The organism is Xanthomonas hortorum (assembly GCF_040279205.1).
Taxonomy (GTDB): Bacteria; Pseudomonadota; Gammaproteobacteria; order Xanthomonadales; family Xanthomonadaceae; genus Xanthomonas; species Xanthomonas hortorum_F.
This window is the reverse complement of sequence record NZ_JBEOLS010000003.1, coordinates 69271-93841: the sequence shown is the minus strand read 5'-3', so window position 1 is coordinate 93841 and position 24571 is coordinate 69271. Positions and strand designations below refer to the sequence as shown.

23 protein-coding genes are annotated in these 24571 nt (G+C 64.2%); 10 read left to right on the top strand and 13 right to left on the bottom strand.

Annotation, left to right across the window (positions count from 1 at the left end):
* Nucleotides 1–123 precede the first annotated feature (123 nt).
* Nucleotides 124–531 (bottom strand): RNA-binding S4 domain-containing protein, encoded by a 408-nt coding sequence (locus tag ABS769_RS02305; RefSeq protein WP_006449161.1) that lies wholly within the window; start codon nucleotides 529–531, stop codon nucleotides 124–126.
* A gap of 321 nt (nucleotides 532–852) precedes the next feature.
* Here ABS769_RS02305 and ABS769_RS02300 point away from each other — a divergent pair, with 321 nt between their 5' ends.
* A complete protein-coding gene (locus tag ABS769_RS02300; RefSeq protein ID WP_317060192.1) occupies nucleotides 853–2328 on the top strand; it encodes an MATE family efflux transporter in 1476 nt (491 codons plus the stop codon).
* Between the two features lie 168 nt (nucleotides 2329–2496).
* Here ABS769_RS02300 and rplS read toward each other — a convergent pair whose 3' ends face one another.
* The 8 genes from rplS to ffh form a co-directional block, all read right to left on the bottom strand.
* On the bottom strand, nucleotides 2497–2904 hold the full coding sequence (gene rplS, locus ABS769_RS02295; protein WP_006449159.1) for a 50S ribosomal protein L19: 408 nt from the start codon (nucleotides 2902–2904) through the stop codon (nucleotides 2497–2499).
* A 144-nt stretch (nucleotides 2905–3048) separates the two neighbouring features.
* Entirely contained in the window at nucleotides 3049–3822 is a 774-nt protein-coding gene (trmD, locus tag ABS769_RS02290) for a tRNA (guanosine(37)-N1)-methyltransferase TrmD (protein WP_317060194.1), read from the bottom strand.
* A 65-nt stretch (nucleotides 3823–3887) separates the two neighbouring features.
* Nucleotides 3888–4400, bottom strand: coding sequence for a ribosome maturation factor RimM (rimM, locus tag ABS769_RS02285; RefSeq protein WP_055818725.1), 513 nt, complete (start codon nucleotides 4398–4400; stop codon nucleotides 3888–3890).
* A gap of 41 nt (nucleotides 4401–4441) precedes the next feature.
* Nucleotides 4442–4702: a 30S ribosomal protein S16 gene (rpsP, locus tag ABS769_RS02280; protein WP_006449156.1), complete on the bottom strand. Its 261-nt coding sequence runs from the start codon at nucleotides 4700–4702 to the stop codon at nucleotides 4442–4444.
* 110 nt (nucleotides 4703–4812) lie between these two features.
* Nucleotides 4813–5610 carry an aminotransferase class IV family protein gene (locus tag ABS769_RS02275; protein ID WP_350498058.1) on the bottom strand — a complete coding sequence of 266 codons (798 nt, stop codon included), beginning with the start codon at nucleotides 5608–5610 and terminating at the stop codon, nucleotides 4813–4815.
* Nucleotides 5601–6692, bottom strand: coding sequence for an NAD(P)H-dependent flavin oxidoreductase (locus ABS769_RS02270; RefSeq protein WP_434801677.1), 1092 nt, complete (start codon nucleotides 6690–6692; stop codon nucleotides 5601–5603). Before ABS769_RS02270 ends, ABS769_RS02275 begins: the two co-directional genes overlap by 10 nt.
* Before the next feature lie 7 nt (nucleotides 6693–6699).
* A complete protein-coding gene (locus ABS769_RS02265) occupies nucleotides 6700–7530 on the bottom strand; it encodes a DUF2314 domain-containing protein (protein ID WP_350498056.1) in 831 nt (276 codons plus the stop codon).
* 483 nt (nucleotides 7531–8013) lie between these two features.
* Entirely contained in the window at nucleotides 8014–9390 is a 1377-nt protein-coding gene (gene ffh / locus ABS769_RS02260) for a signal recognition particle protein (RefSeq protein WP_350498055.1), read from the bottom strand.
* A 143-nt stretch (nucleotides 9391–9533) separates the two neighbouring features.
* Between ffh and ABS769_RS02255 the strand changes: the two genes are divergently transcribed.
* Entirely contained in the window at nucleotides 9534–10325 is a 792-nt protein-coding gene (locus ABS769_RS02255; RefSeq protein ID WP_350498054.1) for a cytochrome C assembly family protein, read from the top strand.
* A 52-nt stretch (nucleotides 10326–10377) separates the two neighbouring features.
* Here the strand turns inward: ABS769_RS02255 and ABS769_RS02250 are convergent, their stop codons facing one another.
* Nucleotides 10378–11427, bottom strand: a complete 1050-nt coding sequence (locus ABS769_RS02250) for an aldose epimerase family protein (RefSeq protein WP_350498053.1) — start codon at nucleotides 11425–11427, stop codon at nucleotides 10378–10380.
* 287 nt (nucleotides 11428–11714) lie between these two features.
* Between ABS769_RS02250 and ABS769_RS02245 the strand changes: the two genes are divergently transcribed.
* The gene (locus ABS769_RS02245) at nucleotides 11715–13289 is read left to right on the top strand and encodes an alpha-N-arabinofuranosidase (protein ID WP_434801678.1); all 1575 of its coding nucleotides are present in this window, start codon (nucleotides 11715–11717) and stop codon (nucleotides 13287–13289) included.
* A 255-nt stretch (nucleotides 13290–13544) separates the two neighbouring features.
* Here the strand turns inward: ABS769_RS02245 and ABS769_RS02240 are convergent, their stop codons facing one another.
* Complete coding sequence (locus ABS769_RS02240; protein WP_317060202.1) at nucleotides 13545–14516, bottom strand: LysR family transcriptional regulator; 972 nt, start codon at nucleotides 14514–14516, stop codon at nucleotides 13545–13547.
* Between the two features lie 136 nt (nucleotides 14517–14652).
* Between ABS769_RS02240 and ABS769_RS02235 the strand changes: the two genes are divergently transcribed.
* Both ABS769_RS02235 and ABS769_RS02230 read left to right on the top strand, forming a co-directional pair.
* On the top strand, nucleotides 14653–14928 hold the full coding sequence (locus ABS769_RS02235; protein ID WP_023903163.1) for a DUF2798 domain-containing protein: 276 nt from the start codon (nucleotides 14653–14655) through the stop codon (nucleotides 14926–14928).
* A gap of 214 nt (nucleotides 14929–15142) precedes the next feature.
* On the top strand, nucleotides 15143–16492 hold the full coding sequence (locus ABS769_RS02230) for a glycoside hydrolase family 16 protein (RefSeq protein WP_350498051.1): 1350 nt from the start codon (nucleotides 15143–15145) through the stop codon (nucleotides 16490–16492).
* Nucleotides 16493–16523: 31 nt separating this feature from the next.
* On the opposite strand, the gene ABS769_RS02225 is transcribed toward ABS769_RS02230, so the two are convergent.
* Together ABS769_RS02225 and ABS769_RS02220 are read right to left on the bottom strand one after the other, a co-directional pair.
* On the bottom strand, nucleotides 16524–16892 hold the full coding sequence (locus ABS769_RS02225) for a response regulator (protein WP_317060205.1): 369 nt from the start codon (nucleotides 16890–16892) through the stop codon (nucleotides 16524–16526).
* Complete coding sequence (locus ABS769_RS02220) at nucleotides 16885–18036, bottom strand: two-component system sensor histidine kinase NtrB (protein ID WP_350498050.1); 1152 nt, start codon at nucleotides 18034–18036, stop codon at nucleotides 16885–16887. The genes ABS769_RS02225 and ABS769_RS02220 overlap by 8 nt, the downstream gene beginning before the upstream one ends.
* A gap of 158 nt (nucleotides 18037–18194) precedes the next feature.
* Between ABS769_RS02220 and ABS769_RS02215 the strand changes: the two genes are divergently transcribed.
* The 5 genes from ABS769_RS02215 (at nucleotide 18195) to ABS769_RS02195 (ending at nucleotide 24497) form a co-directional block, all read left to right on the top strand.
* Nucleotides 18195–21359 (top strand): response regulator, encoded by a 3165-nt coding sequence (locus ABS769_RS02215; RefSeq protein WP_317060208.1) that lies wholly within the window; start codon nucleotides 18195–18197, stop codon nucleotides 21357–21359.
* Entirely contained in the window at nucleotides 21332–22180 is an 849-nt protein-coding gene (locus tag ABS769_RS02210; RefSeq protein WP_317060209.1) for a CheR family methyltransferase, read from the top strand. Before ABS769_RS02215 ends, ABS769_RS02210 begins: the two co-directional genes overlap by 28 nt.
* Nucleotides 22177–22761, top strand: coding sequence for a chemotaxis protein CheB (locus tag ABS769_RS02205; RefSeq protein WP_317060210.1), 585 nt, complete (start codon nucleotides 22177–22179; stop codon nucleotides 22759–22761). The genes ABS769_RS02210 and ABS769_RS02205 overlap by 4 nt, the downstream gene beginning before the upstream one ends.
* Nucleotides 22758–23891, top strand: a complete 1134-nt coding sequence (locus ABS769_RS02200; protein ID WP_317060212.1) for a hybrid sensor histidine kinase/response regulator — start codon at nucleotides 22758–22760, stop codon at nucleotides 23889–23891. Before ABS769_RS02205 ends, ABS769_RS02200 begins: the two co-directional genes overlap by 4 nt.
* A gap of 240 nt (nucleotides 23892–24131) precedes the next feature.
* Nucleotides 24132–24497, top strand: a complete 366-nt coding sequence (locus tag ABS769_RS02195; RefSeq protein ID WP_317060213.1) for a DUF1428 domain-containing protein — start codon at nucleotides 24132–24134, stop codon at nucleotides 24495–24497.
* The last annotated feature ends 74 nt before the right edge of the window (nucleotides 24498–24571 follow it).

Sequence of the window (24571 nt, the reverse complement as noted above, 5' to 3'; positions counted from 1 at the left end):
CATCACGAACGGCGCTTCATACCACGATGGGGAAGCGCCGTTTTTATTGATTGAACAACATGAGGGAGGCCCAGGCGTTTTTTGTTTCCGTCAGCCGATTCGCAGCGGACAGCCCACGCAGCGCTACAACGCGTCGATGTCGCCCAGCGCAGTGATCAGCCGACGCGCACGCTTGTCCGGTTTGCCGATGGGCGCCCGATAGCCGGTACGCTCGGCAACGCGTTGCAAACGCCATTGCGTACGTCCCTCGCGTGAGGCATCGCTTTCCACGTACAGCGCCTGCGCGACCGGTGCCGGGCCGCGCACGTCGCTTAACGCGGCAACCGTGATCTCGAAGATTTCACCGCCACGGTCGATGCGCAACTGCTCGCCCTGGCGTACCGCACGCGACGGCTTGGGCCGCTGGCCGGCGACATCCACCTTGCCGTTGTCCACCGCCGTCTTGGCCAGGCTGCGGGTCTTGAAGAAGCGTGCCGCCCACAGCCAGACATCCAGCCTGACCGTCGTCGCTTGTTCCACCAATTGAGTCATCGCGTTGTGCTTGCCGTTGGGTCCATGGGCTGCATGCCGGTGTGGTGATCGTCGCTGCATCGGCGCGTCGCAACCGGCTGCATCGAGCGAGAAATATCTGGGCAACCGCGCCAGAACTCAAGCGCCACCACCTGCCAGATCCAGCCTGCCTGCCACACACTGGCTGACCGATACAGACAGAGCTGCATGGCCCGTGTGGTGCCCCGTGACATCGGCCTGGCGAGCTCGCTCTTCCACCGCTGTTGAGATTCGCCAGGCGACCGCACGCGGCACACATGCCAATGCTAGTGTTCGCAGCTTCCGCACCACGGCGTGTCTGCAATGCCCAAATCCGCTGTCCTGACCGAAGGCCCGATCGGCAAGAATCTGCTGCTGTTCGCACTGCCGATCCTGGCGGGAAACATCGCCCAATCGCTCAACGGCTCGATCAATGCGATCTGGGTGGGCCGCTATCTCGGCGAGGCGGCACTGACTGCCGCAGCCAACGCCAACAGCATCATGTTCTTCCTGATCGGCTCGGTGTTCGGCATCGGCATGGCCTCGACCATCCTGATCGGCCAGGCGATGGGCGCGCGCGACATCGCGCAGGCACGCAAGGTCATGGGCACCAGCGCCAGTTTCTTCGGCGGCCTGTCGGCAGCGATTGCGGTCTTCGGCTGGTTTCTGGCGCCGCATCTATTGACCGCGATGGGCACACCACCGGCGTCGCAGACATTGGCCGAGGAGTACCTGCGCGTCATCTTCCTGGCGATGCCGCTGATCTATGTGTTCGCGTTTTTGTCGGCGGCACTGCGCGGCACCGGCGATGCGCGCACACCGTTCCGCTTCTTGCTGGTGTCGGTGGTGCTGGACATCGTGTTCAACCCATTGCTGATCTTCGGTCTCGGCCCGTTTCCGGCACTCGGCATTGCCGGTGCGGCCTGGGCCACGCTGCTGGCGCAGGTGGTCGCACTCGGCGGTTTGTTGCTGTATTTACGCAAAAAACGCCACGTCCTGTGGCTGGGGGGCGGTGATCTGCAGCTGTTCCGGATCTCGCCGACGATCCTGCGCGCACTCATCGTCAAAGGCGTGCCGATGGGCCTGCAGATGGTGCTGATCTCGCTGTCCATGATCGCGATGATGACGCTGGTCAACGGCTTCGGCACCGACACTGCAGCCGCTTACGGCGCAGCGCTGCAGCTATGGACGTATGTGCAGATGCCGGCGATGGCACTGGGCGCTGCCTGCTCCACGATGGCGGCGCAGAATGTGGGCGCGGGCTTGTGGAATCGCGTGGATGCGACCGCACGCACCGGCATCGTCGCCAACTTTTTGATGACCGGCATTCTGATCGTGCTGCTGATCCTGTTCGATCACTGGACACTCGCGCTGTTCCTGCCCACCGACAGCCCGACGCTGGAAGTGGCGCGGCATCTCAATCACATCGGCATCTGGTCGTTCCTGCTGTTCGGCGTGAGCTTCGTGATTTCCGGCGTGGTGCGCGCGACCGGCGCGGTGATCCCGCCACTGCTGATCCTGGCATTCGGTCTGTGGGGTGTGCGCGTGCCGCTGGCGAACGCCTTGATCCCGCATCTGGGAGCCGACGGCATCTGGTGGAGTCTTCCGATCAGTTCGGTCTGCTCGATGCTGCTGTCGCTGGCGTATTACCGCTGGGGCGGCTGGCGCAAGGCGCGCATGTTGACCACGCCTGCAGATCCGGCAGAGCTGGCGGCCGCTGCGGAGGTTCCGGCACACCCGGCTTCGCCGGTCGCCGATACGGCACCGTTGACGGAATTGCCGCGGCCTCGCCAGCGCTGATGTCGACTGGCAGTGCGGAGAACAGACGCTTGCGCGCCCACACGTTCCCGCGAACGTTGTGGGATCACCACCTGCCGATTCCTGAATCCCGATTCCCGATTCCCATAACGCAAACGGCCGCCCGAAGGCGGCCGTTTGGCAGTGGCAGAAACAACCTGCCAGTGTGACTTACTGAGCCTTGGCAGCAGCCTGGCGAGCAGCCTTGGCCTGTGCAGCAGCGGCCAGATCTTCCTTGATGCGGGCAGCCTTGCCTTCCAGACCACGCAGGTAGTACAGCTTACCGGCGCGAACCTTGCCGCGGCGCTTCACTTCGACCGAGTCGATGATGGCGCTGTGGGTCTGGAACACGCGCTCGACGCCGAAGCCGTGCGAGATCTTGCGGACGGTGAACGCGGAGTTCAGGCCGGCATTCTTGGTACCGATCACGACGCCCTCATAGGCCTGCACGCGCTCGCGGTTGCCTTCCTTCACCTTGACGTTCACCACAACGGTGTCGCCCTGGTTGAATTCCGGCAGCTGGCGCTGAATCTGGGCGGCTTCGAAGTCAGCCAGGATGGTCTTGTTGAGTTTGCTCATGATGGGCACCGCGTGTCTGGTGATATTGGACCGGCAGTCGCCGCACGGCGATTGCTCGAGGTTCGTAGGAGGGCCAGACGCAAGGCTGGCCAGCAAGCCGCACATTATACCCCAACCAAAGTGGCAAGAGCTAGGGGTAAGCCCTTATTTCTTGTCACCGGGTTTATCGTCGCCTGAGGCGAGTTCGCGACGAAACTCCTCCAGCAAGCGGCGATCGTTCTTGTCCAACCCGGCCTCGTCGAGCAGGTCAGGCCGACGCAGCCAGGTCCGGCCCAGCGACTGCTGCCGGCGCCAGCGCGCAATCGCAGCGTGATTGCCCGAGCGCAGCACATCCGGCACATCGCCCCAGTCATGGGTCGAGGGATGGCTGTAGTGCGGGCAGTCCAGCAGACCCTGCGGGCCTTCGAAACTGTCCTGGGCCGCAGATTCGGCGTCGTTCAACACGCCCTCCTGCAACCGCGTCACCACATCCACCAGCACCGCTGCGCCAAGCTCGCCACCGGACAACACGTAGTCGCCGATGGAGATTTCCATATCCACCGCCTGCGCCAGAAACCGCTCGTCCACGCCTTCGTAGCGCCCGCACAACAACACCATGCGTGGCGACTGCGCTAACTCACGGGCGAGCGGCTGGGTGAGCGGCCGCCCCTGCGGGCTGAGGTAGATCACCGGTGCAGGACGCGTGTCTGCGGCTTGCACCGCAGCCAGACAGGCCCGCAACGGCTCGATCAACATCACCATGCCGGGCCCACCACCGAACGGACGGTCGTCCACACGACGGTAGTTACCCTGCGCATGGTCACGCGGATTCCAGCCCTGCAGTTCCAGCAAGCCACGCTCCTGGGCCCGCCCGACCACGCCGAACGCCGCGCATTGCGCGATGAACTCGGGGAACAGGCTGATGACGTCGATGCGCACTGGAGAATCGGGAGTCGGGATTGGGGAATGGGTAGAGCAAGAGCGGAGCCGAAGCACCGCTTTGATCAGAAATCCGGATCCCAGTCCACCACGATCAAGTTGGCTTCGAAGTCGACCGACTTGACGAAATCCGGCAGCACGAACGGCACCAGCCGTTCGCGATCGCCGCGTACCACCATCACGTCATTGGAGCCGGTAGAGAACAGATGCGACACCGTGCCGAGCTTGACGCCCTCGACGGTTTCCACCTGCAGCTCTTCCAGATCCACCCAATAATATTCATCGGGCTTGGGTGGCGGCAGCACGCTGCGCGAGACGTAAATCTCGATCCCGTGCATGGCTTCGACGGTGTCGCGATCGGAAACGTTGGGGAATGTTGCAACCAGATGCTTGCCCTGATCGCGCCCGCGCGCTCCGCTCAGTGTCGACTCCTCACCCGAGGGCGTACGCAGAATCCACGGTTGGTACCGGAAGATTGCGCTACGCGGCTCGGTCCAGGACTCGATCTTGAGTTCGCCCTTGACACCGAAAGCGCCGGCAACCCTGCCCAGCAGGATACGGCGCTCGGTCTGTTTCATTTGCGTCAGCTAGGCCGAGCGATGTGCTCGGCCCTCCCAAATCAGGCCGCAGCGGCCTGAGGCTTGGATGCTTCGCGATACAGGTTACGCACCTTGTCGGTCAGCTGTGCGCCCTGGCCGACCCAATGGTCGACGCGCGCGATATCCAGCACGACGCGCGGTTCTGCGCCCTGGGCAACCGGGTTGTAGTAACCCAGACGCTCGATGTTGCGGCCGTCGCGCGCGCTGCGCACGTCGGTCACGATGATGTGGTAGAACGGACGCTTCTTGGCGCCGCCGCGGGTCAGTCGAATCTTGACCATGGTGTCGTTTTCCTGAGTTGCCCAGTCGCCAGAGTGGCGCGGTAAGCCAGCGATTATAGCGGGCACCGGCGGCGAAGCCAAGTCACCCTGTGAACTCCCCGCGCCAAGCCTCAGATCGCTTGCCAGGCATGGGTTTGCAGGGCCTGCTCCAGCAATGGCAGCTGGGCTGCATGTGGGCCCCAGCGGGCCGGCCCCATCGCCACGATCGCCTGCTGCCCACGCGCATTGCAGGCGAAGGCGCCATCGAAACGATCCAGTTCGTCTAGTTGCACCTGCCGCCGAATCTGGCTGATCCCCAGCGTTTCCAGCCCGGTCTGCAGCAATTGCTGACGCGTTCCCAGCAAGGCCGGGCCCTGCGGCCAGACCACGCCGCCGCGCTCCCACAAACCCAGATTCCAGAACGCGCCCTCCAGCACCCTGCCCTGCGGATCCTGCAACACGACATCGTCGTGATCGGTATTCATGGCCAACCGGCGCAGACGCAACAGCGGAAATGTCCCGACATGCTTGAGCTCGGGCTGATCGCGTACATAGCTGGTCACCTGCACGCGCAGCCCGGTCTCGGGCATGTCCGCTGGCGGCGACACCGCAACCAGCACGTCCAGCGCGACCTCGCGCAAGGGATCGCGAAAGTCGTAATCCTGCGCGAACACGGTGACGCGCAGGCTGGCATCGGCCATTGCCGAGGCTTCCAGCGCGACGTGCATTTGCAGACGCACCACCTCCTGCGCCAGCTCCATGCCGAACAACGTGCGACTGCCCTGCTGCAGCCGCTGCAGATGCAGGTCCAGCCCGAGCGCGGCACTACTGCGCACCTGTAGCGTGGTGAAGTGGCCGTAGTTGATCAGCGCGGCAGCCCCGAGCTGCTCCGCGCTGGCGGGCACGCCATTGCAGAAGATCACCGACATAACAGCGCCTGCGCGTCAGCCCACCACTGCGTGACCACCTGCGCGGCGGGCTGCGCGGGCGCCATCCAGGCCGATTGGCCGGCCCAGGCCTGCATGGCATCCAGGCGGTTGTCGCGCGTTGCGGCCTGGCGCATCGGCGCGGTCAGCGCGCGCTGCACCGGATACGGTGCTGGCGGCGGCGCATCTGCAGCACTGGCGGCACGCAGATATGGCGTGATCAGCGCACGACCCAGCCGGCCGGAGAATGCACGGGTCGGCTGGGTCTGTTCCGGTTCGGCCTGCGTCAGTGCGTCGGCCCAGGCGCTCGGCAGCGCAGCCTCGGGCGTACGCAGCAGGCCGGTACCGATCTGCACTGCACTTGCGCCCAGTGTGAGCGCCGCAGCAATGCCGCGTGCGCTGGCGATGCCGCCTGCGGCGATCACCGGGATGTGCAGGTGATCGACCAGTCGCGGTAACAAGGCGAACAATCCGGTCGTCTGGCGCTCGGCCTGGCTGGCATCGAAGGCGCCACGATGCCCACCGGCTTCGGCCCCTTGTGCGACCACCGCATCGGCACCTGCGGCCTGTGCCGCAAGCGCTTCGTCCAGTGTGGTGGCGCAGGCGAACCAGGCGATGCCGGCAGCCTTCAAACGCGCAACCTGATCGGGCCGAAACAGCCCCATGATCGATGAGGCAACCGCAGGACGCGCGGCGAGCAAGGCCTCGAACTGTGCGTCGAAGTCGGCTGGCGTTGCGTCGGCAGCGGCTGCAGAAACTGGCGGCCCCCACTGCGATAGAAATTCCCGCATGCGCGCTTCCGCATCTGCGTTGCGTACCGGTGCAGGATCGGGAATCCATAGATTGATCTGCGCAGGCCCGGTGCTCGCGTCACGAAACGCCATCATCCATGCCACGATCTCCTGCGGCTGCGACAACACCGCACCCATCGCGCCCATGCCACCGGCTTCGGCAACCGCCATCGACAACGGCACCGGGCAAGCGCCGGCCATGGGGCTGAGCAGAATGGGAGCGCCTAAGCCAAAACGCCGGCAAAAACGCGCGACGTTTGCGTACCGGCCATCCGACGCAAGCGACGGTGTCACCGACACCTCAGTGATCGCCTTCGAGAAGCTGCACGATTCTGGGCCATTGCATCTGTCGAGCCAGATCCAATGCCGTCTTGCCCGATGGCGTGCGCAGCGACGCATCCGCGCCGTGCTTCAGCAACAATGACACCGGCTGATAGTTGCCCGCCAACGCATCGCGCTGCAGGAGCGTCCAACCGGCGTCGTCGCGGAAATGCACCATGTCCGGCTGATCGCGCAGGCCTTCGTCGAACTTTGCGCCCATGTTCTCGCTCATCGGATGCTCGCGCTCGGATGGAGCCTGTTCCGTCGCAGCGACCTGAGCCGGCTTGCTACCGAACATCTTGCCGAACAAGCCGCTTTTGCGCTCCGGCACAGGCGCAGGCACCAGGCGCACTACGCCCGGCTCACCGAAGTCCAGGCCCCACGCAGCGTCGTGCTCGGCGCGTTCGTCCTGCGACATCGTGCGACGCATCGCTGCAATGGTATGGCCGCCGTAGACCTGGCCATCGACTACGTACATCCAGTCTTCCAGGTCGGTGATCGGTGCAGACACGGCGTCACCGGCAGTGAGTCCTGCGATCCATTCCGGATCGTTGAGCAGGCTGCCGGAGACCTGCTCGCCATCGAACTGCACGTCGGAGATCCACATGTGCTCGTGCGAAGGCGCATCAGCCGCGGAAGCATCGGTGGCGAAAGGCAGTTTCACCGCCGCCATCTCCAGGCCCGGCACGATGCGGCGGTATTCCCAGGACAGTTCGCGCCAGAAAAACTTGAAGGTGTCGCGCGCTGCGGCGTAGGCCGCCTGCAGTGCAGCGTCTTCATCGTTTGCGAAATACATGCGGTTATCGGTCATGGTTACCTCGACTAAGAGCCGCCTACAAAACTACTTCACGTCAGTCTAATGCAGGCCGGCTGATCTGCGGCATGGCTGCAGGGCCCTTGCCCGCCCACCATCGCGGGACACGCCGCAAGTACGTCCATGTAGGCTCTTACGCGGCATCCATGCCGCGTAAGGTCCCGCGACGGTGAGCGGGCAAGGACCAGTCAAGATGGTCGGTGTGCGTAGCTCTTCTCAAAGCAACGACTCACTCTCTAGCGCGGTGTCCTCACCGCTTGCGGGACCGTGTGGCGGCATGGATGCCGCCACCGAGCCCCCAGGGATGGGTTCACGGCGTGTCCCGCGAGCGGTGAGGGCACCGCGCCCTCGACCCACGCAGCGTTTGATCTGAACCTATGACTGCATCCACGCAATCGCAGCTGCATCTGCGCGATGCCCTACATTGCCAGTGCAGGGCCAGTGCGGCGGCACGGCGGCCGCGTCAGCGCATTACTGAACTCAGCGGAACGGCATGCCGCCGCGGCCGCCCATGGCGCCCATCATGCCCTTCATGTTACGCATCAGGCCTTTCATGCCGCCGCCGGCCAGCTTGCCCATCATCTTTTCCATCTGCTGATACTGCTTCATCAGCTTGTTGACGTCGGCCGGCAGCATGCCCGAGCCACGCGCGATGCGCGAGCGGCGCGAGCCGTTGAGCAGGGCCGGGTTGCGGCGCTCTTTCTTGGTCATCGAATTGATGATCGCGATCATGCGCGGCACTTCCTTGCCGGTGACCTGCTGCTTGACGTTGTCCGGGATCTGGCCCATGCCCGGCAGCTTGTCCATCAGCCCATGGATGCCGCCCATGTTCTGCATCTGCTCGAGCTGTTCCTTCATGTCGTTGAGGTCGAACTTCTTGCCCTTGGCGACCTTGGCGGCGAGCTTGGCAGCCTTTTCCTGATCGACGCTCTGCTCGACCTGCTCCACCAGCGACAGCACATCGCCCATGTCCAGGATGCGGCTGGCGACGCGGTCGGGATGGAACACGTCCAGGCCGTCGGTCTTTTCGCCGGTGCCGACGAACTTGATCGGCTTGCCGGTGATGTAGCGCACGCTCAGCGCGGCACCGCCACGGGCGTCGCCATCGGTCTTGGTCAGTACTACGCCGGTCAGCGGCAGCGCTTCGCCGAAGGCCTTGGCGGTGTTGGCCGCGTCCTGGCCGGTCATCGCATCGACCACGAACAGGGTTTCGGTCGGGTTGACCGCGGCATGCAGTGCCTTGATCTCGTCCATCATCGCCGCATCGATCGCCAGGCGACCGGCGGTATCGACCAGCAGCACGTCGACGAACGACTTGCGCGCGTCACTGATGGCGGCGCGCACGATGTCCACCGGCTTCTGCGAAGCGTCGGAGGCGAAGAACAGCACGCCGACCTGTTCGGCCAGGGTCTTGAGCTGCTCGATCGCGGCCGGGCGATAGACGTCGGCCGAGACCACCATGACCCTTTTCTTGCGCTTTTCCTTCAGGTGCTTGGCGAGCTTGCCGACCGTGGTGGTCTTGCCCGCACCCTGCAGGCCCGCCATCAGGATGATCGCCGGCGCCGGCACGTTGAGGTTGAGGTCGGTGGCGGCCGCGCCCATGACCGCGGTCAGTTCGTCGCGGACGATCTTGATCAGCGCCTGGCCTGGGGTCAGCGACTTGAGCACTTCCTGACCGACCGCGCGCACCTTGATGCGTTCGATCAGCGCCTGTACCACCGGCAATGCGACGTCAGCTTCGAGCAATGCGATGCGCACTTCACGGGTGGCTTCGCGGATGTTCTCCTCGGTCAGGCGGCCGCGGCCGCGCAGGCGCTCCATGGTGCCGGAGAGACGTTGGGTAAGGGACTCGAACATGCGCAAAGGACCGCGTGAGGGGAAACGGGCGTCGATTATAGCGGCACAGCCCAATCGGCCGCCCTGCCCGGCTGGGCATGCCCGCTCTTCCGATTCCCGACTCCCGATTCCGGCGCTAGCCCCCAGTGTGCGAAACTTCCACGATGACAATCGTTCTCATCGCGTTCGCCTTGTATCTGTTGGCCACCGCGCTGCTCACCCGTTCGGTGCTGCGCGATGGCAACCAGGCGCCTGCACGCTGGTTGATACCGGCGCTGGCGGCAGTGGCGCTGCACGCCGGGTACCACGTGCTGGTGGCATTCCGCACCGCCGGCGGGCCGGACATGCACTTCTTCGCGGCACTATCGCTGTGCGGGCTGGGCATGGCCGCGCTGACAGCGGTGTTCGGCGGGCGCGGGCGCATGGCGGCGGTGGGGGTGGTGGTGTTTCCGCTGTCGGCGATTCTGCTGGCCTGCTATCACGCTTACGGTCACGAACCGAGCTCGGACCTGGGCTGGCGGCTGGAACTGCACGCGTGGATGGCGTTGCTGGCCTACGCCACGCTGGGGATCGCTGCGCTGCTGGCGATCATGCTGTGGCTGCAGGAACGCGCGCTGCGCCGACGCAACTTCCACACCTGGCTGCGCGCCTTGCCGCCGTTGACCGAACTGGAGACGCTGCTGTTCCGCACGATCACGGTGGGCTTCGTTCTGCTGAGCCTGACCCTGCTGACCGGCCTGCTGTTCGTGCAGGACTTTCTGGCGCAGCGGCTGTTGCACAAGACCGTGCTCAGCATCCTGTCGTGGATCGTGTTCGGTGCGCTGCTGGTCGGCCGCTGGCGCAATGGCTGGCGCGGCACCAAGGCGGTGCACTGGACGCTGACCGCGATGGTGCTGCTGGTGCTGTCGTTCTTCGGCAGCAAGTTCGTGATCGAGCTGGTGCTGGGGCCGCGCTGATGGCGTTGGCTTCAGCAGCGTCTTGGCCTCACCGTCCTTGCGGTACCCGCGCTCAGGCATCCAGCGCAGCGTTCACCGTGGCCCACGGCTGATCCGGGCCAGCGCTGGCGAAGTGATAGGCGATGCGGCGACGGTAGATCTCGCCGGGTCGCAGGATTGTCGACGGGAAGTTGGGGTGATTGGGCGCATCCGGGTAGTCCTGCGGCTCCAGACACACGCCGCGGCCCAGGCCGGGATGATGTGCGTCCAGATGCTGGCCTTCGTAGAGTTGCACCGCCGGTGCATCGCTGGTGATGCGTAGCGCCACGCCACTATGCGGCGAATACAGCTCGGCAACGCAATCGGCGTCGGCTGCCAGCACCAGGCATTGGTCGTAGCCTTTGCCGAGCACCACTTGTGGATGCGATGGATCAGTGTTGTCGGCCAACGCGGCAGCAATGCGGAAATCGAACGGCGTGCCGGCGATCGAAGCAATCTCGCCGGTCGGAATCGATTCGGCATCCACCGGCAGATAGCGATCGGCCGGCACGCGCAGCACCTGCGCGGCAGCGTGGTGATGCGGGTCGCCGGATAGGTTGAAGTACGGGTGATGGGTGAGATTCAACGGGGTGGCGGCATCGCACTGCGCCTCGAAGTCCAGCTGCAGCTTGCGTCCCTCCAGTTGCAGCCGCGCACGCACCTGCAGATTACCGGGATAGCCTTCTTCGCCATCAAGCGAGTCGTAGCCCAGCAACACCTGATCCGAGGTCTGCTCCAGCACGCTCCACACGCGCCGGCCGAAGCCGCGTAGGCCGCCGTGCAACTGGTTGCGCCCTTCGTTGGCTGCCAGCGTGTGAGTGACGCCATCCAATGTGTAACGCGCCCCGGCGATGCGATTGCCGAAGCGGCCAACCAGGATATTGAGGCTGTCGCCGTCGGCCGCGTAGGCAGGCAAGTCCGGTAAGGCCAGCAGCAGCGGCACCACGCCCTGTGCGGTGGTGAGCCGCAGCGCATGCAAGATGCCGCCATACGTCAGCACTTCGGCCTCCAGCCCTGAATCGCTGCGCAGCGTAAGCGCGTGGACCTCGACACCGTCTGGCAACTTCCCGAATACGCGCTGCATGGATCGTCCCGCCGATACTGGAAGCTGGCGAGCATAGCGGTGTCGCATAGCTGGCCGCCATGCCGATGCGCACAGATTGGCCTGCGAGGCGACTGACGGCTGCACATCGCATGCAAAGGTATGCGCGGCTGCGTTCGTCTGCGGATGCTAGTCCGGCGTGGGTCTCACTGCGCCGATGCACACAGACAGCACGGCGCTGCACGCACTACGCTAGACAGCGCGTGCCCAACCGGCAGCGCATGACCCACTCAACCGACCAGCACAGGAGCGCCAAGCCCATGCAGTGGATGTCTTTCGCAATGCAGAGCTCACGCAGGCCGTTGTTGCCCTCGATGGCTGGCATCACCCTGCTCGTCAGCGCGCTCGTCGCCTCCGCTGCCGAGGTCAAGGTGAGCGGTACGCTGCGCGTGGACCAGCCCGGTGCGCAGGTGTCGCGTCAGCTGTTCGGCCAGTTCGCCGAGCATCTGGGCACAGGCATCTATGGCGGAGTGTGGGTCGGCGCGGACTCGGCCATCCCCAATACGCGTGGCTATCGCAACGATGTGGTGGCGGCGTTGAAGGCCATTGCAGTACCGAACATTCGCTGGCCCGGCGGCTGTTTTGCCGACGAATACCATTGGCGCGATGGCGTCGGTGCGCCGGCCAAGCGCCCGATCAGCATCAACACGCACTGGGGCGGCGTGGAAGAGTCGAACCGGTTCGGCACCCACGAGTTCATGGATTTCACCGAACTCCTCGGCACCCAGGCCTACATCGCCGGCAACGTGGGCAATGCGGCGCCGGACGAGATTGCGCAGTGGGCCGAATACATGACCGCACCCACGCGCTCGAGCCTGGCCCAGGAGCGCCGCGCCAATGGCCGCGATGCGCCATGGCAGGTGCCCTACTTCGGCGTGGGCAACGAGCTGTGGGGCTGCGGCGGCAATATGCGCGTGGAATATGCGGCCGACGTGTATCGGCGCTACCAGACCTTCGTCAAGGCGCCGGCCAATCAGAAGATCCTCAAGATCGCGCCCGGCCCCAACAACGACGATTATCACTGGACCGAAGTGATGATGCGCGAGGCCGGCACGTTGATGGACGGCCTGAGCCTGCACTACTACACCGTGCCCGGTGGTTGGCCGCCGCGCGCCTCGTCCACCAACTTCGACGAAGCCGCCTGGATCGATACGCTGTCGCGCACGCTGGTGATGGACGAGCTGATCACCAAACACAGCGAGATCATGGACCGCTACGATCCGGATAAGAAAGTGGCGCTGGTCGTGGACGAATGGGGCACCTGGTACGCCGGCCTGCCCGATGCGAACCCGGGCTTTCTGCATCAGCAAAACAGCCTGCGCGATGCGCTGGTGGCGTCGTTGAATATCGACATCTTCAGTGCGCATGCCGAGCGCGTGCGCATGGCCAATATCGCGCAGATGGTCAACGTGCTGCAGGCAATGATTCTCACCGACGGCGACAAGATGGTGCTGACGCCCACCTACCACGTGTTCGCGCTGTACAAGCCGTACCAGGACGCCACCTACCTGCCACTGCAATTGCAAACGCCCGAGTACCGTCACGGCGATGTGCATGTGCCCGCCGTGCACGGCTCGGCGGTCAAGGGCAAGGATGGGCATGTGTATGTCGCGCTGACCAATCTGGATGCGAACTCAGCGGCGAGCGTGAGCGTGCAGGTAGAAGGCCTGTCGCCGAGCAGCGTGGAGGGACAGATCCTCACTGCGCCGGCGATCACCGCGCACAACACCTTCGCCCAGCCACATACGGTGGAGCCGAAAGCGTTCAAGGGAGCGCGCGTGCAAGGCAAGGCGTTGAGCATTGCGCTGCCGGCGCATTCGATTGTGATGCTCAAGCTGGAGTGAGCGATGGTGATGGCAAACGCGCTGACTGAAAGCCGCCGGCGCGCTTGATTGTCATGTCCAAGCTGGAATGAGCAACGGCGACGGCGGTAGTTGCCGCCGCTGTAGTTGATCAGGAACGATGACTTGGAGCGCTGCACTTTTCAAAGTGGACCGCTTGCAAGCAACTTGGCACGCATTTGCGAGTCAACGCATCACGCCTTTGTGCGCTTTATTGACCAGAGCGCAGGGCACAAAGGGTTGCAACTCAGATGCTGGCTATGCCCCGGTTGCTGCTTGAGCCGGCGCAGATGTCAGCGCCGGCTCGGCAATGCGCCACTCCTTCGGCAGGCGTTCGAGCACGTGCTCCATAAAGGCGCGCACCTTCGGGGTGAAGTCGCGGCGGTCGGCAACGCAGAGGTAGATGCGTAGTGGTTCCGGCAGCGCCTGGGCGGTGCTGTCGAGATCGGGCACAAACAGCGGCTGCAGCTGACCGCGCTGCAGATACGGCTGCACGACATACGCGGCCAATCGTGCAATGCCGCCGCCGGCAGCGGCCATGGTGGCGAGCGCATCGATATCGTCGCTGACCATCGCCTTGCCCAACTCCGGCTGGAAGCGCACGCCATTGCGGACGAAGTTCCAAGGCAGACAACGCCCATCGACCGGGTAACGAAGCAACAGGCAGTGGTGGTACTTCAATTCATCCGGGGTCTGCGGCGTACCGCAACGGGCCAGGTACTGCGGTGCCGCGCAGACCACCAGCGGCACCTGCGCGATGCAGCGCGCCACCAGGCCGTCTTCCAGCTGCGCTTCGATGCGCAGGCTGACGTCCACGCTTTCCTGCGCGTGCTGCACGGCGCGGTCGGTGCACAACAGCTCGATCTCCAGTTGCGGATAGCGCTGGCGCAGCGCCGGCAACATCGGAGCGAGCACATGGCGCGCAAATGCGGCGGTGCTGGCCACGCGCAAGCGCCCGGCCGGAGCCTGCTGCGGACCGGCGACCGATTGCCGCGCGCGTTCCAGGTCGCGCTCCAGCTGCCGCACCTGTTCGAAGTACAGCGTGCCGCGCTCGGTGAGCGCCAGGCTGCGCGTGGTCCGGTGCAGCAGGCGCACGCCCAGATGCTGCTCCAGCCGCGCGATGTTCTGGCTGACCGCAGCCGCGCTGACGCCCAGCAACTTGGCACCACCGGCAATACTGCCGGCATCGACGGTGCTGACAAAACTACGGATGGACTGAAGAATGTTCATTGTTGAGGCAAGTATTGCCAAACGATTCGTAATTTTTTCTTACGTAAGCCACAAGGCTACGCGATCTACCCCGGCCGCGGTGGCGTCTCTACAGTTCCCTTCACGCCGCGGTTGTGCGGCAGTCGAGGTCATCCCCATGTCGTCATCTCCACCCTCCTCCCCGTTGGCGCGACCGCGCTGGAAACTCGGTGTGCGCGCCACCCCGTTCGTCTTCGCGTTCTACATGGCCGCGATCATGGCCTTGCTGATGTGCCTGGTCATCACCGGCGCCAACACCGGGCTGGCACCCGGCTATCTATGGCGCGTGCTGGACGCCTACCGCATTGCGATGCCCACCGCGTTCTGTTGCGTCTTGGTGGTGCGGCCATTGGTGATACGACTGGTGGCGTGGACGGTGCACGCGGGGCATTGAGGTGTGCGTGGACGCGCACCTGCCGGTCGCAGACAAGTGTTGCCGCGCAGCACGGCACAGACTGCGTTTGCGACCGCCGTCATGCCAATGATGGATTATTCCGTAATGAACACCACGGAACTGAAACACGCCCGACAATTGCTTTGACACTGAAGCAGCACCTGCGCAGCGTCGCTTCTCCACGGACGTGAGTCCGTCTTTTGGGGAAGCACGCATGAACACGCTACGCAGTGTCGCTGTGCAGTTCGCCGTTGTGTTGGGCATGGCCCTCGCGCCGAGTGCGCAGGCGCAAACCCTGGTGTGGGAGGACAACTTCAACGGGCCGGGGATCGACGGCAACAAATGGACCTACGACGTCGGTAACGGCTGCCAGATCGGTTTATGCGGCTGGGGCAATGGCGAGATGCAGTACTACACCAGCCGTGCCGAAAATGCGCGTATCGATAATGGCCGGCTGGTGATCGAGGCGCGGCGCGAAGCGTTTCAGGGCATGCCGTTTACTTCGGCACGGCTCAAGACCGAAGGCCGCATGCACTTCACATACGGCACGTTGGAAGCGCGCATCAAGACGCCGGTGGTCGGCAACGGGCTATGGCCGGCGTATTGGATGCTGGGCACGATCGGCGTATGGCCCGGCCGCGGCGAAATCGATCTGATGGAGGCCGGCATGGCGGCGGCAATCGCCGCCGGCACCGCCAACCGCCGCATCGGCGCGGCCGTGCATTGGGACTACAACGGCGCGCAAGCCGACTACGACACCAGCTATACCAGCCCGGTCGATCTGCACAACGACTTCCATGTGTACCGGATGACCTGGGACCCGCAATTCATCCGCGTGTCGATCGACGGCCAGCAGTACTTCGAATTTGCGATCTCCAACATCCAAGGCGCCTCGTTGCACGAATTCCACCAGCAGCAATATCTGCTGCTCAATCTTGCGGTGGGCGGCACCTATACCGGCATTACCTCGCCTGCTGCGGTGACCGCGCCGCTACCGGGCAAGATGGAGATCGATTACATCCGGCTGTATCAAAACCCCGGCGCACAACTGTATGTCGGCGCGCAACATGCCGCGCCTGTGGGGCGCTTCGGTGTATTCACCGAGCAAAGCGATACCAGCGCGCGGCTGACCTTCGGCCAGGATGCCGAGCTGTACTTATGGAACAACCTCACCCCGATTGCGCAGGCCCCATTCGAAGGCCGCAACGTAATGGCGTACCGCGCCAATGCCGGTGCCTGGTACGGCCTGGGCATCCAGACCGACTATCGCAATATGGCAGCGTATGCCGGTGGTACGCTCAAACTGCACGTGAAAACCACTACGCCTTCGACCTTCAAGATCGGCATCAACACCAGTTTCGGCGACAGCTGGGTGGACTTCGCCGCGGGCGGCAATCAGTACGGATTGGTGCGCGATGGCGCCTGGCATGAAGTCAGCATCCCCTTCAGTGCGTTCTACGATCTGGATCTGCAGGCGGTCAAACAGATGTTCATGCTGGTGGCCGATCCACCGGCCGCGCCGGTGGAGATCGCCATCGACAAGGTGTACTACCAGAGCCGTTGAACCGGCCGCGCGAACTGGATGCAGCCAACGTTTACGCGTTGGCTGCAACGCCTTTGAGCATGTCGATCAGCTGACGCAGGCGGTAGGGCTTGGGCAGAAAATCCACCTGCGGCGGCAGTGGCGGCAACTGCGCCTTGGCAAACCCGGACGCCAGGATGATGCGCGCCTGCGGCAGCAGTTGCGTCACCTGCACGCTCAGCTCGATGCCCGACATGCCGTTGGGCATGCGGATATCGCTGAACACCACATCGTAAGGGCCGCTCTCGCGCAGCATGCGCAATGCGCTGTGCCCATCGTCGGCGGTGTCGACGGTAATGCCGGCATCGCGCAGTGCCTCGCCGATCAGTTCGCGTAACTCTTCTTGGTCCTCAACCATCAGCAAGCGCAGGGATTCAGTCATGCTCGGCGTCCTCGATGGCCGGGAGAAACAAGGTCACGGTGGTGCCGTGTCCGGGTGCGGTGTCAAGCTCGACAAAACCACCGGATTGGGACGCGAAGCCGAACACCTGGCTCAAGCCCAGGCCGGCATTCGTGCCCGCATCCTTGGTGGTGAAAAACGCGTCGCCAGCGCGCTGCGCGACATCCGCCGGCATGCCGCTGCCATTATCGCGCACCGCAACGCTGACGTAAGTGCGCTGTGCAACGTGCGGGTCGGACGGTGCGGCACGCCGCTGTACGGCAGTGGCCAGCACGATTGTACCGCCATCGGGCATGGCATCGCAGCTATTGAAGACCAGGTTGAGCAAAGCGGCATCCAATTGACCTGGATCCATACGCACATCCGGCAGTGTCTGGGCCAATTCAAGCGAGAGGCCAATGCCGGTCGGGCACGCACGCTGCAGCAATTCCAACGTGCCGGTCACGATTGCATTGACTGCATGGCGTTGCGGAGGCGATTGCTGCCCGCGTGCGAAGGCGAGCACGTGGCGGGTCAGCAAGGTGCCCCGCTCCACTGCCGTCTGCGCAGCACCCAGCAAGGTGCGCAGACGCGCATCCTCGCCCGCACGCCGTGAGATCAGATCCAGGCTGGTCGCCATCACGGTCAGCAGATTGTTGAAGTCATGCGCCATGCCCCGCGTCAACCGGCCCAGCGCCTGGCTGCGTTGCGCCTGCGCCAGCATCTGCTGCGATTGCTGCGCTGCATGGCGTTCGCTGATATCGCAGGTCACCACGGCAAAACCGATCAGCACGTCGAGTTCCAATACCGGCTCGATCACCACGCGGGCCAGGAACTGGCTGCCATCCTTGCGCAAGCGCCAGCCTTCTGCAGCTGCGCGACCATCGCGTCTGGCGATCTCAAGCAGGTGTGCCGGCTCGCCGCGCGGGGCATCTTCGCGCGCATAAAAACACGAAAAATGCGTCCCCATGACCTCGGCAGCGGCGTAGCCGTGAATGCGCTCGCAGGCTGTATTCCAGCTACGCACGTGACCGCCCGTATCGAGCGTGTAGATCGCGCAATCGCACATGCTCTCGAGCAACAGCTGGCACTGCCGGCTGTTGTGAGAAAGCGGCCCGACGGTGTCGGTGGCCGTTTCCGCATCCATAACGCGATGTTTCCCCCTGCAAAGCGCGCGACCATAGTGACGGGTGCGTGAAGGCCACGTGCAAGCCAACCCGGCCGGAAAGCGTCAAATTTCCGGCGATTTACGCGTGAAAGTTATCGGCTAACATGACCGCCCTCCCACTTAGGTCCGCGCGCCTCATGCAGAACATCTCGACCACACGCGACCGCTGGGTGTGGGTCATCGCGGGGGCCTTGATGGCTGCGACGCTCGCTGTGGAATTGGTCACACCGCTTGGCTATGCGGTGTGGCTGACCTACTTCGTCGCGGTTGGGGTGACGGTGTTTCAAAACCGCACGCAGGTGCCATTAATCGTGGCCGCACTGTCGTGCGTGTTGTTGGCAGTAGGTTTCAATCTGGCGCCGTCCAGCACCAATTCCAGTTTTTCCTCGATCAACCGCAGCATCGGTGGAGTGTCGTTCCTGGCGATGGCGCTGGTGGTGACGCAGGCGATCCGCGCGCGGCGTCAGGCCGAATTCGCGCTGTGGCTGCAGCAGGCAGAGAACACGGTCGAAGCGAGTTTGCGCGGCGACCAAAGCCCGGAAGCATTGGCCGATGCTGCCGTTAGCGCACTGTGCGACACGCTGGATGCGCAGGTGGGCGCGCTGTATCGCATCGAAGGCGAGCGCCTGCGTTTGACCGGTGGCACCGCGCTTCCGGCCGACATGCCCAAGACGCTGCCGACCAACACCGGACAACTGGGCGACGCCTTGCAGCGTGGCGCGGTGCGCCGCGTGCGCGGCGTGGACGCAGGACATCTGCAGATCACCTCCAGCCTGGGCAAGAGCAGTTGCCAGGAACTGCTGCTGGCACCTGTCACTGCCGATGGCCGTGTGATCGGTATCGTCGAACTTGGCCGCGTGACCGACCCGCGCACTGCCGGTTCGCGCGAGCAGGAACTGCTGGCACGCTGTGGCGAGAACATCGGCCTGGCCTTGCGCACCGCGTTGCTGCGCGCGCAGCTGGTGACCCTGCTGGAAGAAACCCAGCGCCAGAGCGAAGAACTGCAGACCCAGCAGGAAGAGCTGCGCGTGACCAACGAAGAGTTGGAAGAGCAAAGCCGCAGCCTGCAGCAATCGCAAAGCGATCTGGAACAGCAGCAGGCCGAGCTGGAACAGACAAACGTGCAGCTGGAAGAACGCACCCAGGCACTGGAGGCGCAGAAGCAGGCCTTGCTGGTTGCGCAGAACCAGCTGGTGCGCAACAGCAACGAGCTCTCCACCGCCTCGCGTTACAAGTCCGAATTCCTGGCCAACATGTCGCACGAGTTGCGCACCCCGCTCAACAGCGCGCTGATCCTGGCCAAGCTGCTGGCCGACAACAAGGACGGCACGCTCAGCCCCGAGCAGGTGAAATATGCGCAGGCGATTCTCTCTTCCAATAACGATCTGCTGGCACTGATCAACGACATTCTGGATTTGTCCAAGATCGAAGCCGGGCATGTGGAACTGGCCGACGAAACCATCGCCACCAGCTCGGTGCTGCAGCGCCTGCGCGAAACCTTTGAGCCACTGGCGCGGCAAAAAGGTCTTGCGTTGCAGATCACGGCCGACGCCGATGCACCGACGCAACTGGTCATGGATAGTCAGCGTCTGCAGCAGATTCTCAAGAACCTGCTGGCCAATGCGATCAAGTTCACCGAGCACGGCAGCGTCAGTCTGTCGCTCCAGGCACAGGCGCCGGGACGCGTGCTGTTCAAGGTCCAGGACACTGGCATCGGCATTGCGCGCGAACAGACCGAGATCATCTTCGAAGCGTTCCGTCAGGCCGATGGCAGCACGCGCCGTCGCTATGGCGGCACCGGTCTGGGGCTGTCGATCTCGCGCGATCTGGCGCAGCGCATGGGCGGCAGCATCCGTGTGGACAGCGAGCCGGGACGCGGCAGTTGCTTCACGCTGGAATTGCCGACCGATGGCGCGCCGGCCGAGGGTGTGACTGTTGCGGAAAGGCATGCGCCGCCAGCGTCGCTTAACACCGCGCAAGCAGCGCAGCACACCAGCGGCATGGCGATGGCATCTCGTCTTGGTGAGCAGGCTGTGGTTGCGTCCAGCGCCTTGCCGCTGCCGATTCCGGCAGCAAGTGCAGCGCCGCTCCAGCGCGCCGACGACGATCGCGATCAACGCAGCCGTCCGGGCCGGCTGATCCTGGCGGTGGAAGACGACACGCGTTTTGCGCAAGCCCTGGTCGATCTGGCGCATGAGCTGGACTTCGATTGCGTGGTGGCGCCCAGCGCCGAAGAAGCGCTGCAGCTGGCGGCGGACCTGCGCCCCAGCGGCATTCTGCTGGACATCGGCCTGCCGGATGCCTCCGGGCTCAGCGTGCTGGAGCGGCTCAAGCGCGATCCGGCAACGCGGCACATCCCGGTGCATGTGGTCTCGGCCATGGAGCGCAGCCAGATCGCGCTGGAACTCGGTGCGGTGGGCTATCTGATCAAGCCGGCCACGCGCGAGCTGCTGGCCGGCGCAATCCGCCAGCTGGAAGACACCAATGCACGCGCCGTGCGCCGCTTGTTGATCGTCGAAGACGACAGCGCACTGCGTGCGAACCTGGAACTGCTGCTGGCGCGCGATCAACTGGAAATCGTCGCGGTGGGCAGCATTGCCGAAGCCATGCAGCAACTGGCCGGCTCCACCTTCGATTGCATGGTCACCGATCTGGCGCTGCCCGATGGCAGCGGCTACGACCTGCTCGAACGCATGGCCGGCAACGATGCGGTCGCGTTCCCGCCGGTGATCGTCTACACCGGGCGCGCACTCACACGCGACGAAGAGCAACGCCTGCGCCGTTATTCCAAGAGCATCATCATCAAGGGCGTGCGCTCGCCCGAGCGCCTGCTCGACGAAGTGACGCTGTTCCTGCATAGCGTGGAAGCCTCGTTGCCCAGCGACCAGCAACGCCTGCTGCGCGAAGCGCGCCGCCGCGATGCGGTGCTGGATGGCGCCACCGTGCTGTTGGCCGAAGACGATGTGCGCAATATCTTTGCGCTCTCCAGCGTGCTCGAACCGCTGGGCGTGACGTTGCAGATCGCACGCAATGGCCGCGAGGCGCTGGAACATCTGGCCAGGCACGAGGTGGATCTTGTGCTGATGGACATCATGATGCCGGAGATGGATGGCCTCACTGCGATGCGCCAGATCCGTGCCAATCGTCAGTGGCAGGATCTGCCGATCATTGCGCTGACCGCCAAGGCCATGGCCGACGATCGCGAACGCTGTCTTGAGGCCGGTGCCAACGACTACATCGCCAAGCCCATCGACGTGGACAAGCTGGTGTCGCTGTGCCGGGTGTGGTGCTCGCGGCAATGAATGCAGTGGAGCTGTTCGATCTGGAGCTGCGGGTGCTGCTGGAAGCGGTGTACCAGCGCTATCACTACGACTTCCGCGATTACGCGGTGTCCTCGTTGCGTCGACGCATGCGCCACGCCATGGGCCGCTTCGATTGCGCACGCGTGGCCGATCTGCAGCATCGCCTGCTGCACGAGCCGGAGACGTTTGCGCAGGCGATGCAGTTCTTCACCGTGCAGGTGTCGGAGATGTTCCGCGACCCGGCCTATTTCCGCTGTTTGCGCGAGCATGCGGTGCCGGTATTGCGCACCTATCCCTCGATCAAACTATGGGTGGCCGGCTGCAGCACCGGTGAAGAAGTCTGGTCGCTGGCGATCCTGCTGCACGAAGAAGGCCTGCTGGAAAAATCGGTGATCTACGCCACCGACATCAATCCCGAAGCGCTGGGCATGGCCGAAGCCGGCGCCTTCGGCATCGACCGCATTGCGCAGTTCAGCCGCAATTATCTGGAGGCCGGCGGCCGCGGGTCCTTGTCCGATTACTACACCACCGCCTACGACGGCGCGGTGTTCGATCGCCGCCTCAAGCGCCACATCGTGTTTGCCGATCACAGCCTGGCCACCGATACGGTGTTCTCCGAAGTGCATCTGGTGTCGTGCCGCAACGTGCTGATCTACTTCAACCGCACCCTGCAGGATCGCGCGGTGGGTCTGTTCCATGACGCGCTGGTGCACCGTGGTTTTCTGGGGCTGGGCAGCAAGGAATCGCTGCAGTTCGGCGCGCATGCGCAATCCTTCGAAACCGTGGCCCGCGAGCAACGTCTGTTTCGGAAGGCGGCATGAGCGGCGCACATACGTGGCAGCACTTCGAGGCGATCGTGGTCGGTGCATCGGCCGGCGGTGTGATGGCGTTGCAGGCGTTGTTGTCCAGCCTGCCTGCGGAGTTGCCGATGCCGGTGTTGGTGGTGCTGCATCTGCCACGCGACCGCACCAGCCATCTTGCCGAATTGATGGATGCACGCTGCGCCTTGCCGGTGCGCGAGGCCGAGGACAAGCAACCGCTGCTCGCCGGCACTGTGACCATCGCCCCGCCCGATTATCATCTGCTGGTGGAAAACCGCGATAGCCTGGCGTTGTCGATGGATGCGCCGGTGCTGTTCTCGCGCCCGGCGATCGACCCCTTGTTCGAATCGGCCGCCGATGTCTTCGGGCCACGCCTGCTGGCGATCCTGCTCACCGGCGCCAGCAGCGATGGCAGCGCTGGCGTGGCGGCGGTACGCGCGGTTGGTGGCACCGCCTGGATCCAGCTGCCCGACGATGCGGCGTCTCCCTTGATGCCCGCCTCCGCCATCGCCCACGCCGGTGCCGATGCGGTGCTCACCTTGCAGGCGATCTGCAGCCGATTGGAGACTTTCCACCGATGAATCTCACCGCGACCGGTCTGGCTGCAGACAGCAGTACTACCGAACCGGCCAAGCTGCTGATCGTGGACGACGTGCCGCAGAATCTGGTGGCGATGGAAGCGCTGCTGCAGCGCGACGGCATCCAGGTACTGTGCGCGGCCTCCGGCGCGCAGGCGCTGGAGCTGTTGCTCGAACACGATGTGGCACTGGCATTGCTGGATGTGCACATGCCGGAAATGGACGGCTTTTCGCTGGCCGAACTGATGCGCGGCTCGCAGCGCACTCGGCATGTGCCGATCATTTTTTTGACGGCCTCACCGAACGACCCGATGCGTGCGTTCCAGGGCTACGAAACCGGCGCGGTGGATTTTTTGCACAAGCCCATCGAGCCGCACGTGATCCTGAGCAAGGTCAACGTGTTCATCGAGTTGTATCAGCAACGGCGCCTGCTCAAGGCGCGCAATACATCGCTGGAACGTGCGCTCACCCTCAACGAAACCATGATGGCGGTGCTGACTCACGACTTGCGTACACCGCTGTCGGTGATTCTGCTGTGCGCCGACAAACTCAGCCTGGATGTGGCCACCGAAGGCTCGGCCGCACGCACGCTGGAACATCTGGAAAACAGCGCGCATCGCATGGCACGCATGGTCGAGCAGCTGCTGGATTTCTCGCGTCTGCGTACCGACGGGCTGTCGATGCAGTTCGGCCCCTGCAATCTTGGCGAGGTGGCCCATAGCGTGGTGAACGAGGTGGCGCAGGCCAATCCGCACACGCCGATCGACCTGCGTAGCGAAGGCGATCTGCACGGCGACGGCGACGGCGATCGGCTGGCACAGGTGATCTCCAACCTGGTCGGCAACGCAGTGCTGCATGGCGCGCGCCAGCCGGTGCGCGTGCACCTGGACGGACGCCAGCGCGACACGCTGCGTTTGTCGGTGCGCAACGCCGGCCACATCCCCGACAGTCTGATGCCGCGTCTGTTCGAGCCATTCAAGGCCAGCTTCCACGCAAGCCAGGGCTTGGGCCTGGGTTTGTTTATCGCAGATCAGTTCGTCAAGGCGCATGGCGGCTCGCTGCAGGCACGCAACGAAGACGGCGATGTGGTGTTCGAAGCGACGTTGCGACGGCGTAACCTGGCTGCGTCATAACGGCCATGAGGGCGTCGGCCGGCTATGCTGGGCCGGCACTCTCAGGTGCGGGGACGCAGCACGCTGGCAGTTGCTCACACGGATCATCCGATCCATGGCGGTGACGACGAGCGAGCCCATCCGTGCACGCAGGCTTTCACGTAGACCGCGCCACGCGCCGATCTGCGTGTCGACCCCTGCCCCGCCTGTTCGTCGTTTCTACAAGGCGCACGCCGTGCGTAATGCCAGCGGAGGTGGTTCATGTCGTACATCGATGGTTTCGTCCTTGCGGTGCCCAATGCCAACAAGGACACGTTCCTGGAGCACGCCCGCATGGGCGACAGCATGATCATGGAATACGGCGCGTTGCGCGTGGTGGAGTGCTGGGGCGATGACGTGCCGCACGGACAGCAGACCGACTTTTATCGCGCGGTCGAGGCGGCCGCGGACGAAACCGTGCTGTTCTCCTGGATCGAATGGCCGGACAAGGCCACGCGCGATGCCGGCATGCAGAAGATGATGGACGACCCGCGCATGGACCCTGCGGTCAATCCGATGCCTTACGACGGCAAGCGCATGATCTTCGGCGGCTTCGTGCCGGTGCTGGACCTGGGCCGGTCGGCCTGATCGTTACACCGCCTGGCGGCAGGAATGGACGCACCTGCCATCAGGCGTGCAGCCCCGCAGTCATCGCCCCCGCA